Raw genomic sequence first — 13875 nt, 5'->3', positions numbered from 1 at the left:
TGCGGGTGCGGCGGGGCTTCGCCTCGACGGCTTCGGCGGTGTCCACCGCTGCCTCGGCGGCGGCGGCCGTCTTCCGGGTGCGGCGCGGCTTCGGCTCGGCCACGGCTTCGACCGCCTCGACGGCCGCCGCGGGGGCGGCTGCCTCCGGAGCCTCGGCCGTCTTGCGGGTACGGCGGCGAACGGGGGCTGCCGGCGCCTCCTCGGTCTCCGGCGCCTCGGTCTCCGGCGCCTCGGTCACCGGCGTCGTCGCCTCCGCGACCGCCGCGGTCTCCGCGGACCTGCGGGTGCGACGGCGGCGCGGCTGTTCCGGCGCGGCCGGTTCGACCACGGCCTCGACCGTCTCGACGACGGTCTCCGGCGTCACGGTCACCGGGGCGGCGGCCGCCACCGGTTCCTGGGACGCCCCGTTGCGCGTACGGCGACGGCGGCGCGGGGTCCGGCCGACCGTCGGCTCCGACGCCGCCACGGCGTCGTCGGCGGAGACGGGCGCCGCGGACTCGGCGGCCGGTGCCGTCGACGTCGTACCGGATGCCTGGTCCAGGGTCGTACCGCCACGCGTGCGACGGCGGCGGCGCGGGGTGCGGGCCGGACGCTCGCGCTCCTCGGAACGGGCCTCGGCGCGGGGCTCCGGGCGACCGCCTCGGCCACCGCGACCGCGGCCACCGCGGCCACCGGTCTCGCCCAGGTCCTCCACCTCCTCCGCCCCCAGCCCGGCGCGGGTGCGCTCCGAGCGCGGCAGGACACCCTTGGTGCCCGCGGGGATCTTGAGCTCTTCGAAGAAGTGCGGGGAGGTCGAGTACGTCTCCACCGGGTCGGGGAACTTCAGGTCCAGCGCCTTGTTGATGAGCTGCCAGCGTGGGATGTCGTCCCAGTCGACGAAGGTGATCGCCGTACCCGAAGCGCCTGCGCGGCCGGTGCGGCCGACCCGGTGCAGGTACGTCTTCTCGTCCTCGGGGGACTGGTAGTTGATGACGTGGGTGACGCCCTCGACGTCGATGCCGCGCGCGGCGACGTCGGTGCAGACGAGGACGTCCACCTTGCCGTTGCGGAAGGCACGCAGCGCCTGCTCGCGGGCGCCCTGGCCCAGGTCGCCGTGGACGGCGCCGGAGGCGAAGCCGCGGTGCTGGAGTTGGTCGGCGATGTCGGCGGCGGTGCGCTTGGTACGGCAGAAGATCATCGCGAGTCCGCGGCCCTCGGCCTGCAGTATGCGCGCGATCATCTCGGGCTTGTCCATGGAGTGCGCGCGGTAGACGAACTGCGCGATGTTCGCGACGGTCGCGCCCTCGTCGTCCGGCGCGGTGGCGCGGATGTGGGTGGGCTGGCTCATGTACCGGCGCGCGAGGCCGATGACCGCGCCCGGCATGGTGGCCGAGAACAGCATGGTCTGGCGCTTGGCCGGGAGCATGGCGATGATCTTCTCGACGTCGGGCAGGAAGCCCAGGTCGAGCATCTCGTCGGCCTCGTCGAGGACGAGTGACTTGATGTGCTTGAGGTTGAGCTTTTTCTGGCCCGCGAGGTCGAGCAGCCGGCCCGGGGTGCCGACGACCACGTCGACGCCCTTCTTCAGGGCCTCGACCTGCGGCTCGTAGGCGCGACCGCCGTAGATGGCGAGAACGCGTACGTTACGGACCTTGCCGGCCGTCAGCAGGTCGTTGGTGACCTGGGTGCAGAGCTCGCGCGTGGGGACGACGACGAGCGCCTGGGGGGCCTCGGTGAGGGCCTCGGGGGCGGCGCGGCCGGCCTCGACATCGGCGGGGACGGTGACGCGCTCCAGGAGCGGCAGACCGAAGCCGAGGGTCTTGCCGGTGCCGGTCTTGGCCTGGCCGATGACGTCGGTGCCGGACAGGGCGACCGGGAGCGTCATCTCCTGGATGGGGAAGGGGTTGATGATGCCGACGGCTTCCAGGGCCTCGGCGGTCTCGGGAAGGATTCCGAGTTCACGAAACGTCGTAGTCAGGGTGCTGCCTCTTCTGTGTGTCGCGGCGCGAGGCGAGCGCGGGGGTCTTTGACGGACCGTGCCGGGGGACGTCGGCTGCCTTACGTGCGGGCCGTTGGGGGCACGCCGTAGTGCACGGGACCTCTGCCGACGCTCTAGCGCTCGTACCGCTGAGGGTGTGTCCCTCCGGTCGTCGTACGCACAGTGCCGTACGAACCGGGAGGGCTGTCGGGTCGGAGCCGATCGGGCCACCGACCGGGCATCCTCATACGTGCGGCCTGTCGAGGTACGTCGGAATTCGACGGCGTACCAGCAGGCGCATTACCACCATACCCCGGAATCGTGCACATGTGATGGCCGATTTGGTCACGTCGTGGTAGTCACAGTGGTTGACCAGGGGCTTCGCGGAGACTTCCCTCGGCCTTCCCGGACCTCCCCGGCGGTTCCCAGGGCTTCCCCGGCGCGGCGGGCGGGCTATTGTGCGCTTCATGACGAGCTCTGACAAGCCTGAGACCGCCTCCGCCGAACCGACCGGTGTCGCCGCCCAGGACTGGGCGCAGGCGGCTGCCGACCCGCACTACCGTGCCGCGGTCGTGGACCTGCTCGGTGCGCTCGCGTACGGCGAGCTCGCGGCGTTCGAGCGGCTCGCCGAGGACGCCAAGCTGGCGCCCTCGCTGGTGGACAAGGCCGAGCTGGCGAAGATGGCGTCGGCCGAGTTCCACCACTTCGAGCGGCTGCGCGACCGGCTGACGGAGATCGGCGAGGACGCGACGCAGGCGATGGAGCCGTTCGTCGCGGCCCTGGACGGCTTCCACCGGCAGACGGCGCCTTCGGACTGGCTGGAGGGCCTGGTCAAGGCGTACGTCGGCGACTCGATCGCCAGTGACTTCTACCGGGAGGTCGCGGCCCGCCTCGACTCCGACACACGCGAGCTGGTGCTGGCCGTTCTCGACGACACCGGGCATGCCGGGTTCGCGGTGGAGAAGGTCCGGGCGGCCATCGACGCCGACCCCCGGGTGGGCGGCCGACTGGCCTTGTGGGCACGGCGGTTGATGGGCGAGGCGCTGTCGCAGTCGCAGCGGGTGGTGGCCGACCGGGACGCGCTGTCGACCATGTTGGTCGGGGGCGTGGCCGACGGGTTCGATCTCGCCGAGGTGGGGCGGATGTTCTCGCGGATCACGGAGGCGCACACCAAGCGGATGGCTGCGCTGGGGTTGGCGGCGTAGCGCTCTGAGGGGGGTGGTTCCGGGGGTTGCGCGGCCTGAGGCCGGTGGGGGCTGGTCGCGCCCACGCGGCGGAGCCGCACATCGACACAGCCCCGCGCCCCTTTGGGGCGCGCCTCGGTTCGGGGCGTTCGAGGAGTGCGGCGTGCTCGACGGGCTACGCCGGGATCGATCGTCGGCGCAGGCGGCGGCCCGCCGGGCGGAGCAGCAGCGAGAGGGATGCCGCCGAGACGATCGCCGCGCCCAGGAGAGTGACCAGGACCGCGCCGGGGCCGAGAGCGCTGTGGGTGACGAAGTCGCCGAAGAGGGCTCCCGCGACACCCGTGGAGAACACCAGGGGGCGGGCCGGGAGCCGGTGGGACAGGCGGCTGGTCGCGGCCCACGACAAGGCCAGGCCGAGCAGGGCGGATCCTAGGACTTCCAGGAGCATCACGAGGGGTCCCTCCCACGGCCGGCCGGTGCTTCACGGTCGTAGCCCGTCATACCCGTGACCTGCGGAATGCAATCCTCCCCTGTGGACGACTTGTGGGCCGGATGTGGAGGGCCGGCACGCGAAGGGGCCGGGTGGACACACGTCCACCCGGCCCCTCCGCGCTGCTGTGGTCAGACCGCGCTGAAGCCGACCTTGCGCACGGTCGGCTCACCGAGCTCGATGTACGCCAGCCGGTCCGTCGGGACCAGGACCTTGCGGCCGCGCTCGTCCTCCAGGGACAGCACCTGCGACTTGCCGGCCAGCGCATCGGCGACGAGGCGCTCGACCTCCTCGGCGTTCAGACCGCTCTCCAGCACGATCTCGCGGGGCGCGTGCTGCACGCCGATCTTGACCTCCACGGCTATGTCCCTCCGACGGTCAGTGAAGTGCGCGACCTTCCGCGCCGTACGCTGCACACATTAGCCCGGTGAGGGGACGTACACGCTGCGGGCGTGCACGCCAGGAGCGAACAGCGAACGGGAATGCCGCGCGGGTCCTGTCAGTGGTGGGCGTCGAGCCCGTGCAGCGGGAAGCCGGCGATGCCCCGCCACGCCAGCGAGGTCAGCAGCTGTACCGCCTGGTCGCGCGGGACGCTGCGGTCGCTGTGCAGCCAGGACCGCGCCACCACCTGGGCGAGGCCGCCGAGGCCCGAGGCCAGCAGCATCGACTCGGCGCTCGGCAGGCCGGTGTCCTCGGCGATGACCTCGCAGATCGCCTCGGCGCACTGGGTGGTGACCTTGTCGACGCGCTCGCGCACCGCGGGCTCGTTCGTCAGGTCGGACTCGAAGACCAGGCGGAAGGCCCCGCCGTCGTCCTCGACGTACGCGAAGTAGGCGTCCATGGTCGCCCGGACCCGCTGCTTGTTGTCGGTCGTCGACGCGAGCGCGCCGCGCACCGCCTGGATCAGCGCTTCGCAGTGCTGGTCCAGCAGGGCCAGGTAGAGGTCGAGCTTGCCCGGGAAGTGCTGGTAGAGGACCGGCTTGCTGACGCCGGCACGCTCGGCGATGTCGTCCATCGCGGCCGCGTGGTACCCCTGTGCGACGAAGACCTCCTGGGCGGCGCCCAGCAACTGGTTCCGTCGGGCACGGCGCGGCAGGCGAGTGCCCCGCGGGCGTGCCGCCTCTGTCTGCTCGATGGCTGTCACGCCGCGCCTCCCAAAGTCGTCCACATGCGGATCGCTCCGCGCGGCCATCGTACTTTTCGGTAACCGTGCTGTGCGCGGTGCGAGCGCAGAATTTCACGTACCGGACGACGGCGAAAGCCGCACCGGGAAATGCGACAGGCCAGGTGGGCCCGCCGGAGGCCGGTTCCGGTCAGCGGTAGTCGTCCTCGTCGAGGGAGACCACACGTGCCTGTTCGATCAGATCGGCCTCGTTCGCGCGGCCCGGGTCACCGGTGAGCGGGTCGTCGTGGGACGGTGTGACGTCCGTGTGCTGCTCGGCTGCGTCGCCCTCGGGAGCCTCGACACCGATCTCCGGGGCGTCCTCCGCCTCCAGATCGTCGAGCACGTCGGGGTCGGTGGGGTCATGGGCCATGGTGGGCTCCCTTCCTTCGAACATCCCTGCGGAAGCAGGGGGCCACAAACGGGTGCCCTGTGTACGAGCGTAGGAGACACCGGATGCGGGCGCTATGCCACCCGGGGCCGTTCGCTCCGGACGGCCGGTGCCCCTTCGCCCCGGCCGGCGCGCGGCTCGTACACGGCTCGCCCGGCAGGTCCTGTGACGGCGAACACATGAATCACTGTGTGATCGTCTCGTAACATTGGCCCATGTCTTCGACCGAGCTGCCCTCCGTGCCGCCCACCAGCGTGCTCTCCGGGGCGGCCGCAGTCAGAGTCGCGGAGGGCGAGCGGCTGCGCTCGGTGGGACTGCCCGGCGTCACCCTCTCGGTCCGTTCGCGGCCGCCCGCGCGCGCGAGCCTGCCGCCCGCGCTGTTCATCCACGGGCTCGGCGGCTCCTCGCAGAACTGGTCGGAGCTGATGGAGCGGCTCGAGGGCGTCGTGGACGGCGAGGCGGTCGATCTGCCGGGCTTCGGCGACTCGCCGCCGCCGGACGACGGGGACTACTCCGTCACCGGGCACGCCCGCGCGGTCATCCGCTATCTCGACGCGGCCGGCCGCGGCCCCGTCCACCTCTTCGGCAACTCCCTCGGTGGTGCGGTCGCCACCCGCGTCGCCGCCGTCCGCCCGGACCTCGTCCGCACCCTCACCCTCGTCTCGCCGGCCCTGCCCGAGCTGCGCGTCCAGCGCACGGCCGTGCCGACGGTCATCCTCGGCCTCCCCGGCGTCGCCGGGCTCCTCACCCGCACCACCGGCAAGTGGACCGCCGAACAGCGGGTACGGGGCGTCCTGGCCCTCTGCTACGGCGATCCCGGCCGGGTGACGCCCGAGGCGTTCGAGCATGCGGTGGCGGAGCTGGAACGGCGGCTGCGGCTGCCGTACTTCTGGGACGCGATGGCGCGGTCCGCACGCGGGATCGTCAACGCCTACACGCTGGGCGGGCAGCACGGGCTCTGGCGCCAGGCCGAGCGCGTCCTCGCCCCGACCCTGCTGATCTACGGCGGCCGTGATCAGCTCGTGGGCTACCGCATGGCCCAGAAGGCCGCGCGCAGCTTCCGCCACTCCCGGCTGCTGTCGATGCCGGACGCCGGGCATGTGGCGATGATGGAGTACCCGGAGGCGGTGGCCGGGGCGTTCCGTGAACTCCTCGAGTCCGTCGGCGGGTTGGCCGATGGATCGGCTGCCGGGACCGTCGGCGGCCGCCCGGTCGCGCCGGGCGCGGGGAGCTGAGGGGCGAGTGGGACGCCACAGCCGCCGCGGCCCGGCACCCAAAGGTGACGATGCGGACATAGCGGACGTGCGTGCGGCTCGAAAGCAGGGCCCGGGAGACGGGGAGCGCGGGCCCGCGGGCGCCACGGTGCCGCGTCCGGCCGAGGGGACACCCGCGGGCGGATCGCCCCGGTCCGCGGACGGTACGCCTGCCCAGGGCGTGCCGCGCATGCCGGATGGCACGCCCGCGCGAAGCGTGCCGCGGTTCGCGGACGGTACGCCGGCCCGTGGGGTGCCTCGCTACTCGGACGGTACGCCGGCCCATGGTGTGCCGCGTTTCCCGGACGGGACCCCGGCCCACGGCGTTCCCCGCCTCCCGGACGGGACCCCGGCTCGCGGCGTCCCCCGCGCCCGTGGTGGTCACCCCCCGCAGCGTGAAGCGGGCGGTGGCTGGGGCGAGTTGGGCGGGCGGGCCGGAGTCGCCGGGGCCGCCGGTGCTGCTGGTGCCGCCGGTGTGTCGATACCGCGGCAGCGGCGGAGCGGGCCCGGTGGGCCCCGGCAGGACTACGTCGATGCCTTCGACGAGGACGTCGACGTCTTCGCGCCCCGCCCCGACATCGGCGCCCAGCGTGCGGAAACGTATCCGCCCTTCTCCGACCCGAACGCGTCCCCGCTTCCGTCCCCGCTCCCTTCCGGGACGGACGACGGCGATGACGACGACGCGCCGCCCACCGGTGAACCTGCCGCCGAGCCCAAGGGCGGCAAGGGACGGACCTTCACCGGGATCGCGGCCGCCGCCGTCACCACCGTGCTCGCGGTGATCGTCGCCGGGCAGGTCGTCGACGGCCGCGACGGCGGTGCCGTACGGTCGCAGTCGGCCGCGGGCGGGACACGGGCCACCGACGGCGCCGCCTCGCGCGGAAACGGCCGTACGACGCCGTCCGCCTCCGTGTCCGCCTCGCCGGGCGTGGTGACGCTGTCGTACGAGCAGGCGATGGGCGAGAAGTACCCGCTCAGCGCCAAGCTGGCCGGGTCCGGGAAGTTCACCACCGTGCCCGGGAGCGCGAAGGCGCCGGGCAAGGGGCGGAAGTACACCTACCGCGTCGACGTGGAGCAGGGGCTGGGGCTGGACGGGAAACTGTTCGCCGAGGCCGTGCAGAAGACGCTCAACGACGACCGCAGCTGGGCCCACGACGGCGCGCGTACCTTCGAGCGCGTCTCCTCCGGCAAGCCCGACTTCGTGATCACGCTCGCCAGCCCCGGCACCACCGCCAAGTGGTGCGCCAAGTCCGGCCTCGACACGACCGAGGACAACGTGTCCTGCGACTCGGCGTCCACGGAACGCGTCATGATCAACGCGTACCGGTGGGCCCAGGGCAGCAAGACGTACGGCGACAAGATCCACGCCTACCGGCAGATGCTGATCAACCACGAGGTCGGCCACCGGCTCGGCTACGGCCATGTGACCTGCGAAAAGGACGGCGAGCTGGCGCCGGTCATGCAGCAGCAGACCAAGTTCCTCGACCACGACGGAATCCACTGTCTGCCCAACCCTTGGCCTTACCCCAAGAGTTGACAGGTGGCTCATACATCACATTGACATGCGCAGAAAGTTCGTACATATTTCTGGGCATGTCGTCCCTTCACGCCTCCGCGCGCGCCGCCATCGAGCTGGCGCTCATCGGCGTGACCGCGCTCTGCGTAGCCGACATTCACTGTCGCTGACGCCCGCCCTCGGGCGTTCGCGTCGCGATCTCCTTCTGTTGCCGTGACCTGGGTCACGGCTCTTTCGACGACCTGACGCCCAGGCAGACGTCTGTTCACTTTCGTCTCACTCCTCGTCAATCTGTCTCGCCCATCGAGACTTGCCTTCCGAGAGGTCGTCATTCCGATGCGTCACCCGTCCGTAAACAGCGCCCGCGCGGCGTACGTTTCGCTTGCCCTGGTCGTGGCAGCGGGCGCCGCCGCCTGCGGGCCGAAGGACAACGATGCCAACGGCTCCAGTGGCGACTCCACGCCGCACAAGGGCGGCACCCTCACCGTCCTGAACTCCGACCCCCAGTCGGACTTCGACCCGGCCCGCCTGTACACCTCCGGCGGCGGCAACGTGCCCTCCCTGGTCTTCCGTACGCTCACCACCCGCAACCGCGCGGACGGCGCCGCCGGCACCAAGGTCGTCCCCGACCTGGCCACCGACACCGGGCGCCCCAGCGAGAACGCGACCGTGTGGACGTACACCCTGAAGAAGGGCCTCAAGTACGAGGACGGCACGGCGATCACGTCTGCCGACATCAAGTACGGCATCGAGCGGTCTTTCGCCCCCGAGCTCTCCGGCGGCGCGCCCTACCTGCGGGACTGGCTGGTCGGCGCCGCCGACTACCAGGGGCCGTACAAGGACAAGAAGGGGCTGTCGGCGATCGAGACGCCGGACGACCGCACCATCGTCTTCCATCTCGACAAGCCCGAGGGCGAGTTCCCCTTCCTGGCCACGCAGACCCAGTTCACGCCGGTCCCGCAGGCCAAGGACACCGGCACCAAGTACGAGGAGCACCCGGTCTCGTCCGGCCCCTACAAGGTCGTGAAGAACGAGAACGACGGTGAACACCTGGTCCTGGAGCGGAACAAGTACTGGTCCGCGGCCGTCGACGACCAGCGCAAGGCGTACCCGGACAAGATCGACGTGCAGTCCGGGCTCGACTCGTCCGTGATCAACCAGCGGCTGTCGGCGTCCCAGGGGACGGACGCGGCCGCGGTCACCACGGACACCAACCTCGGGCCCGCCGAGCTCGCCAAGGTGACCGGTGACAAGGAACTCGCCTCCCGCGTCGGCACCGGGCACTTCGGCTACACGAACTACATAGCGTTCAACCCGAAGGTCAAGCCGTTCGACAACCCCAAGGTGCGCCAGGCGATCTCGTACGCCGTCGACCGGTCGTCCGTGATCAACGCGGCGGGCGGCAGCGCCCTCGCCGAGGCCGCGACCACCTTCCTGCCGAACCAGAAGTCCTTCGGCTACACGCCGTACGACCTGTTCCCGGCGGGTGACACCGGCAACTCGGCCAAGGCCAAGGAGCTGCTGAAGGAGGCCGGTTACCCGAACGGGCTCACGGTCACGCTGACCCACGACAACGCCCAGAACTTCAAGACGAGCCCCGAGATCGCGACCGCGATCCAGGACGCCCTCAAGAAGGCCGGCATCACGGTCAAGCTCCAGGGCCTGGAGGACAACAACTACTCCGACACGGTCCACAGCGTGAAGACCGAGCCGGGCTTCTTCCTCGCCGCGTGGGGTGCCGACTGGCCCTCCGGCGGTCCCTTCCTCGCCCCGATCTTCGACGGCCGGCAGATCGTCAAGGACGGCGCGAACTTCAACGCCTCCCAGCTCAACGATGCTTCGGTCAATGCCGAGATTGACGCGATCAACAAGTTGACCGATCTCGACGCGGCCGCCCAGCGGTGGGGTGCACTGGACAAGAAGATCGGCGCGCAGGCGCTGACCGTGCCGCTGTTCCACCCCGTCTACAAGCGGCTGGTCGGCAAGGACATCAAGAACGTCGTGATCAGCGACTGGACCGGCGTTCTGGACATCTCCCAGGTCGCGGTGAAGTAGCGCCGTGAGCGAGGCACTTGTCGCCACCCAGGCCCTCGAGGCGTCCGCCTCGGGGGCCTCGGGGGCTCGCCGGTTCTGGCGGCGGCTGCGTACGCAGCGGGCCGCCACGGTCGCGGCGGGCATCGTCGCGCTGCTCGTCCTGGTCGCGCTCGCCGCACCCCTGCTCACCGCACTGGAGGGCCAGGACCCGACCACCTACCACCCGTCGCTCATCGACTCCGCGCGCGGCGGCGTGCCGACCGGCTCCCTCGGCGGCATCTCCGGCCACCACTGGCTGGGCGTGGAGCCGCAGACCGGGCGTGATCTGTTCGCGCGGCTGGTGTACGGCGCGCGGGTCTCCCTGGGCGTCGCGTTCTCGGCGACCGTGATCCAGGTCTTCCTCGGACTGCTCGTCGGTGTGGCGGCCGCACTCGGAGGCGGATGGATTGATCAACTGTTGAGCCGGATCACGGACATCTTCGTCGCGCTGCCTCTGATGGTCATGTCGCTGGCACTGCTCGCGATCGTGCCGCAGAGCTTCCCCCGGCCCGTCCTGGTCACCCTCGTCATCGGGTTCATCTCCTGGGGCACCATCGCGAAGATCGTGCGCGCCCAGACGCTCACCCTGAAGGGGCTCGACTACGTCGCCGCCGCGCGGCTCAGCGGCTGGGGCGCCTGGCGCATCGCCCGTCGCGAACTACTGCCCGGCCTGGCCGCGCCGGTCATCACGTACGCCTCGATCCTCATCCCGGTCAACATCAGCGCCGAGGCGGCCCTGTCCTTCCTCGGCATCGGGGTGAAGCCGCCGACGCCCTCCTGGGGACAGATGCTCACCGCTGCCGACGTCTGGTACCAGGCGGCCCCGCAGTACCTGCTCCTGCCGGCCGGCGCGCTGTTCGTGACGGTGCTCGCGCTGACCGTCCTCGGCGACGGGGTCCGCACCGCCCTGGACCCGCGCGCCGCCTCCCGGCTCGGCGTCGGCACCGGCCGCAGGCGCGCGGCCGCGACGGCGAAGGAGGAGTCCGCGTGAACGGCTTCGGCGGCTTCCTGCTCCGCCGCACCATCGGCACCCTGGCGACCCTGCTCGCCATCTCGGTGATCGTCTACGTCGTCTTCTACGTCACCCCGGGCAACGTCGCCCAGATCACCTGCGGCCCGCGCTGCTCCCCGGAGCAGGTGCACCAGGTGGCCCAGCAACTGCACCTCGACGACCCCCTGTACGTGCGCTACTGGCACTTCCTGCAGGGCCTGGTCGCCGGCCAGGACTACTCCACCGGCACCTCCGTGGAGCACTGCTCGGCGCCCTGCCTCGGCCTCTCCTACCAGACCGACCAGCAGGTCCTGAGCATCATCCTGACCAGGCTTCCGGTCAGCCTCTCGCTGGTGTTCGGCGCGATGGTGCTGTGGCTGGTCCTGGGCGTCGGCACGGGCGTGCTCTCCGTCTGGCGGCGCGGCCGGCTCACCGAGCGGGTGCTGACCGGCCTCACGCTGGCGGGCTGGGCCACGCCGGTCTTCGTCATCGGCCTGGTCCTGATGATCGTCGTCTGCGGCGAACTGCAACTGCTGCCCTTCCCGCAGTACGTGAAGTTCACCGACGATCCCGAACAGTGGGCGTGGAACCTGCTGCTGCCCTGGCTCTCCCTCGCCCTCATCGAGTCCGCCGCGTTCGCCCGGATGACCCGGGCGTCGATGCTGGAGACCCTGGCCGAGGACCACATCCGCACCTTCCGCGCGTACGGCGTCGGCGAGCGGTCGATCGTCGGCCGGCACGCCCTGCGCGGGGCGCTCGCGCCGGTCATCGCGCTGAACGCCAACAACTTCGGCTCGGCCGTCGGCGGCGCCGTGCTCACCGAGACGCTGTTCGGACTGCCCGGTCTCGGCCAGGAACTCGTCCACGCCGTCAGCGTGGTCGACCTGCCCGTCGTCGTCGGCATGGTCCTGGTGATCGGCTTCTTCGTGGTCCTCGCCAACGCCGTCGCGGACGTGCTGTACGCGGTGGCCGACCGACGGGTGGTACTGACATGAGTCTCGTCCAAGTCACCGATCTGACCGTCGAGTTCGGCGACCTACGGGCCGTTGACGGGCTGTCGTTCACCCTGGAGCGCGGCGCCGCCCTCGCTCTGGTCGGCGAGTCCGGCTCCGGCAAGTCCACGGTCGCCTCGGCACTGCTGGGCCTGCACCACGGCACCGGGGCACGGGTCGGCGGCTCGATCGAGGTCGCCGGCACCGACGTACAGACCGCCTCCGACGGCGAACTGCGGCGGCTGCGCGGCGCGAAGGCGGCGATGGTCTTCCAGGACCCGCTGTCGTCCCTCGACCCGTACTACGCGATCGGCGACCAGATAGCCGAGGTCTACCGCGTGCACACGCACGCGTCACGACGAGCCGCACGCGCGCGTGCCGTGGAGGTCCTGGACCGGGTCGGCATCCCGGACGCCCGGCGGCGCTCCCGTTCCCGCCCGCACGAGTTCAGCGGCGGCATGCGCCAGCGCGCGCTGATCGCCATGGCGCTCGCCTGCGAGCCCGAACTCCTCATCGCCGACGAGCCCACCACCGCCCTCGACGTGACCGTCCAGGCCCAGATCCTCGACCTGCTGCACGCGCTGCGCGAGGAGACCGGCATGGGCCTGCTGCTCGTCACCCACGACGTGGGCGTCGCCGCCGAGAGCGTCGACCGGGTGCTCGTCATGCGGCACGGGCGCGTGGTCGAACAAGGGCCGGTGGCCGGCGTGCTCGGCGCGCCCGCGCAGCCGTACACCCGGGAACTGCTCTCCGCCGTGCCGCGCGTGGACGCGGTACGCGCGCCCTCCGCGGCCTCCGACGAGGTCGTCCTGGAGGCGTCCGGCCTGCGCCGCGAGTTCGGGCGCGGGAAGCGGGCGTTGGCGGCGGTGGACGACGTGTCGCTGACCGTGCACCGGGGCGAGACCCTCGGTGTCGTCGGCGAGAGCGGCAGCGGCAAGACCACCCTCGGCCGAATGCTGGTCGGGCTGCTGGAGCCGACGGCGGGGGAGGTCCGTTACGACGGCCACGCGCGCGTGGGCGTGCACCCGGCCGTCCAGATGGTCTTCCAGGACCCGGTGTCCTCCCTCAACCCGCGGCGCAGCGTCGGCGAGGCGATCGCCGACCCGCTGCGCGCGCGGGGCATGGGGGTCCCCCCGCTCGAGCGAAGTCGAGAGTGGGGGAGAGACGAGGGGCGCATCCGGGAGCGCGTGACAGAACTGCTGGAGCGTGTGGGGCTCGAAGGGGCGCACTACCAGCGCTATCCGCACGAGTTCAGCGGCGGCCAGCGCCAGCGCGTGGGCATCGCGCGGGCGCTCGCGGCCGACCCGCGCGTGATCGTCTGCGACGAACCGGTTTCCGCGCTGGACGTCACCACCCAGGCCCAGGTCGTCGCCCTGCTCGGCGAACTCCAGCGGGAACTCGGGCTCGCGCTCGTCTTCGTCGCCCACGACCTCGCTGTCGTGCGTCAGGTCAGCGACCGGGTCGCGGTCATGCGCCGCGGCCGGATCGTCGAGACCGGGCCCGCCGACGAGGTCTACGACAACCCCCAGGACCCGTACACCAGGCAACTCCTGGCCGCCGTACCCGCCCTGGACCCGGAGGCCGCGGCCCGGCGGCGGGCGGCGCGCCGGGAACTGGCGTCGGCGTGACGTTTCCGCAGATCTGGACGCGGATCAGGGTGTGACGTTCCGCCGCCGTTCGACTGCTTAGCGCGACCGAACGCGACCTGCACGGGAAAGTTACGACCGTTCACCCCTTTTGGTGGGGGCGTGGTCCAACCGCCAAAGCCCCCCCCCCGGGTTCGCCTAAGTTGGTGCCCCGGCGCGCCCCCCACCCACCCGGGGGCCCCCAACCGGGGGAAGGTAGGGGGGGGGCACCGGCGCAAAG

The 13875-nt window shown here is 71.6% G+C and carries 13 protein-coding genes; 8 read left to right on the top strand and 5 right to left on the bottom strand.

Annotated elements, in window-relative coordinates; all coding sequences use genetic code 11:
- The coding region (locus ACFWPS_RS22600; RefSeq protein WP_383707782.1) for a DEAD/DEAH box helicase at window positions 1-1864 on the bottom strand (1864 nt) is incomplete at its 3' end.
- A gap of 551 nt (window positions 1865-2415) precedes the next feature.
- Between ACFWPS_RS22600 and ACFWPS_RS22595 the strand changes: the two genes are divergently transcribed.
- A complete protein-coding gene (locus ACFWPS_RS22595; RefSeq protein WP_351489714.1) occupies window positions 2416-3162 on the top strand; it encodes a ferritin-like fold-containing protein in 747 nt (248 codons plus the stop codon).
- A gap of 154 nt (window positions 3163-3316) precedes the next feature.
- Here the strand turns inward: ACFWPS_RS22595 and ACFWPS_RS22590 are convergent, their stop codons facing one another.
- The 4 genes from ACFWPS_RS22590 to ACFWPS_RS22575 all read right to left on the bottom strand — a co-directional run bounded on the left by ACFWPS_RS22590 (window position 3317) and on the right by ACFWPS_RS22575 (window position 5166).
- A complete protein-coding gene (locus ACFWPS_RS22590) occupies window positions 3317-3589 on the bottom strand; it encodes a hypothetical protein (RefSeq protein WP_089098916.1) in 273 nt (90 codons plus the stop codon).
- Between the two features lie 173 nt (window positions 3590-3762).
- A complete protein-coding gene (locus tag ACFWPS_RS22585) occupies window positions 3763-3990 on the bottom strand; it encodes a DUF3107 domain-containing protein (protein WP_046730492.1) in 228 nt (75 codons plus the stop codon).
- A gap of 140 nt (window positions 3991-4130) precedes the next feature.
- A complete protein-coding gene (locus tag ACFWPS_RS22580; protein ID WP_383707780.1) occupies window positions 4131-4775 on the bottom strand; it encodes a TetR/AcrR family transcriptional regulator in 645 nt (214 codons plus the stop codon).
- Between the two features lie 169 nt (window positions 4776-4944).
- Window positions 4945-5166, bottom strand: coding sequence for a hypothetical protein (locus tag ACFWPS_RS22575; protein WP_383707778.1), 222 nt, complete (start codon window positions 5164-5166; stop codon window positions 4945-4947).
- A 233-nt stretch (window positions 5167-5399) separates the two neighbouring features.
- Here ACFWPS_RS22575 and ACFWPS_RS22570 point away from each other — a divergent pair, with 233 nt between their 5' ends.
- The 7 genes from ACFWPS_RS22570 to ACFWPS_RS22540 all read left to right on the top strand — a co-directional run bounded on the left by ACFWPS_RS22570 (window position 5400) and on the right by ACFWPS_RS22540 (window position 13637).
- Entirely contained in the window at window positions 5400-6419 is a 1020-nt protein-coding gene (locus ACFWPS_RS22570; protein ID WP_383707776.1) for an alpha/beta fold hydrolase, read from the top strand.
- A 7-nt stretch (window positions 6420-6426) separates the two neighbouring features.
- Window positions 6427-7974, top strand: coding sequence for a DUF3152 domain-containing protein (locus tag ACFWPS_RS22565; RefSeq protein ID WP_383707774.1), 1548 nt, complete (start codon window positions 6427-6429; stop codon window positions 7972-7974).
- A gap of 56 nt (window positions 7975-8030) precedes the next feature.
- The gene (locus tag ACFWPS_RS22560; RefSeq protein ID WP_351321593.1) at window positions 8031-8123 is read left to right on the top strand and encodes an Ms4533A family Cys-rich leader peptide; all 93 of its coding nucleotides are present in this window, start codon (window positions 8031-8033) and stop codon (window positions 8121-8123) included.
- A gap of 166 nt (window positions 8124-8289) precedes the next feature.
- Window positions 8290-10008 (top strand): ABC transporter substrate-binding protein, encoded by a 1719-nt coding sequence (locus ACFWPS_RS22555; RefSeq protein WP_383707772.1) that lies wholly within the window; start codon window positions 8290-8292, stop codon window positions 10006-10008.
- A gap of 4 nt (window positions 10009-10012) precedes the next feature.
- Complete coding sequence (locus ACFWPS_RS22550; protein ID WP_383707770.1) at window positions 10013-11017, top strand: ABC transporter permease; 1005 nt, start codon at window positions 10013-10015, stop codon at window positions 11015-11017.
- Window positions 11014-12012: an ABC transporter permease gene (locus tag ACFWPS_RS22545; protein ID WP_383707768.1), complete on the top strand. Its 999-nt coding sequence runs from the start codon at window positions 11014-11016 to the stop codon at window positions 12010-12012. The genes ACFWPS_RS22550 and ACFWPS_RS22545 overlap by 4 nt, the downstream gene beginning before the upstream one ends.
- Window positions 12009-13637 (top strand): dipeptide ABC transporter ATP-binding protein, encoded by a 1629-nt coding sequence (locus ACFWPS_RS22540; protein ID WP_383707766.1) that lies wholly within the window; start codon window positions 12009-12011, stop codon window positions 13635-13637. The genes ACFWPS_RS22545 and ACFWPS_RS22540 overlap by 4 nt, the downstream gene beginning before the upstream one ends.
- Window positions 13638-13875: the final 238 nt, after the last annotated feature.

Source organism: Streptomyces sp. NPDC058457, assembly GCF_042720695.1.
GTDB lineage: Bacteria > Actinomycetota > Actinomycetes > Streptomycetales > Streptomycetaceae > Streptomyces.
Note: the sequence above shows the minus strand (reverse complement) of the source record. Positions and strands in the feature narration are given on the sequence as shown.

What these genes read in the sequence shown, in the direction of transcription:
- ACFWPS_RS22590 (WP_089098916.1), bottom strand. Translation starts at nt 3,589, where the DNA reads ATGCTCCTGGAAGTCCTAGGATCCGCCCTGCTCGGCCTGGCCTTGTCG.
- ACFWPS_RS22575 (WP_383707778.1), bottom strand. Translation starts at nt 5,166, where the DNA reads ATGGCCCATGACCCCACCGACCCCGACGTGCTCGACGATCTGGAGGCG.
- ACFWPS_RS22570 (WP_383707776.1), top strand. Translation starts at nt 5,400, where the DNA reads ATGTCTTCGACCGAGCTGCCCTCCGTGCCGCCCACCAGCGTGCTCTCC.
- ACFWPS_RS22560 (WP_351321593.1), top strand. Translation starts at nt 8,031, where the DNA reads ATGTCGTCCCTTCACGCCTCCGCGCGCGCCGCCATCGAGCTGGCGCTC.
- ACFWPS_RS22555 (WP_383707772.1), top strand. Translation starts at nt 8,290, where the DNA reads ATGCGTCACCCGTCCGTAAACAGCGCCCGCGCGGCGTACGTTTCGCTT.
- ACFWPS_RS22540 (WP_383707766.1), top strand. Translation starts at nt 12,009, where the DNA reads ATGAGTCTCGTCCAAGTCACCGATCTGACCGTCGAGTTCGGCGACCTA.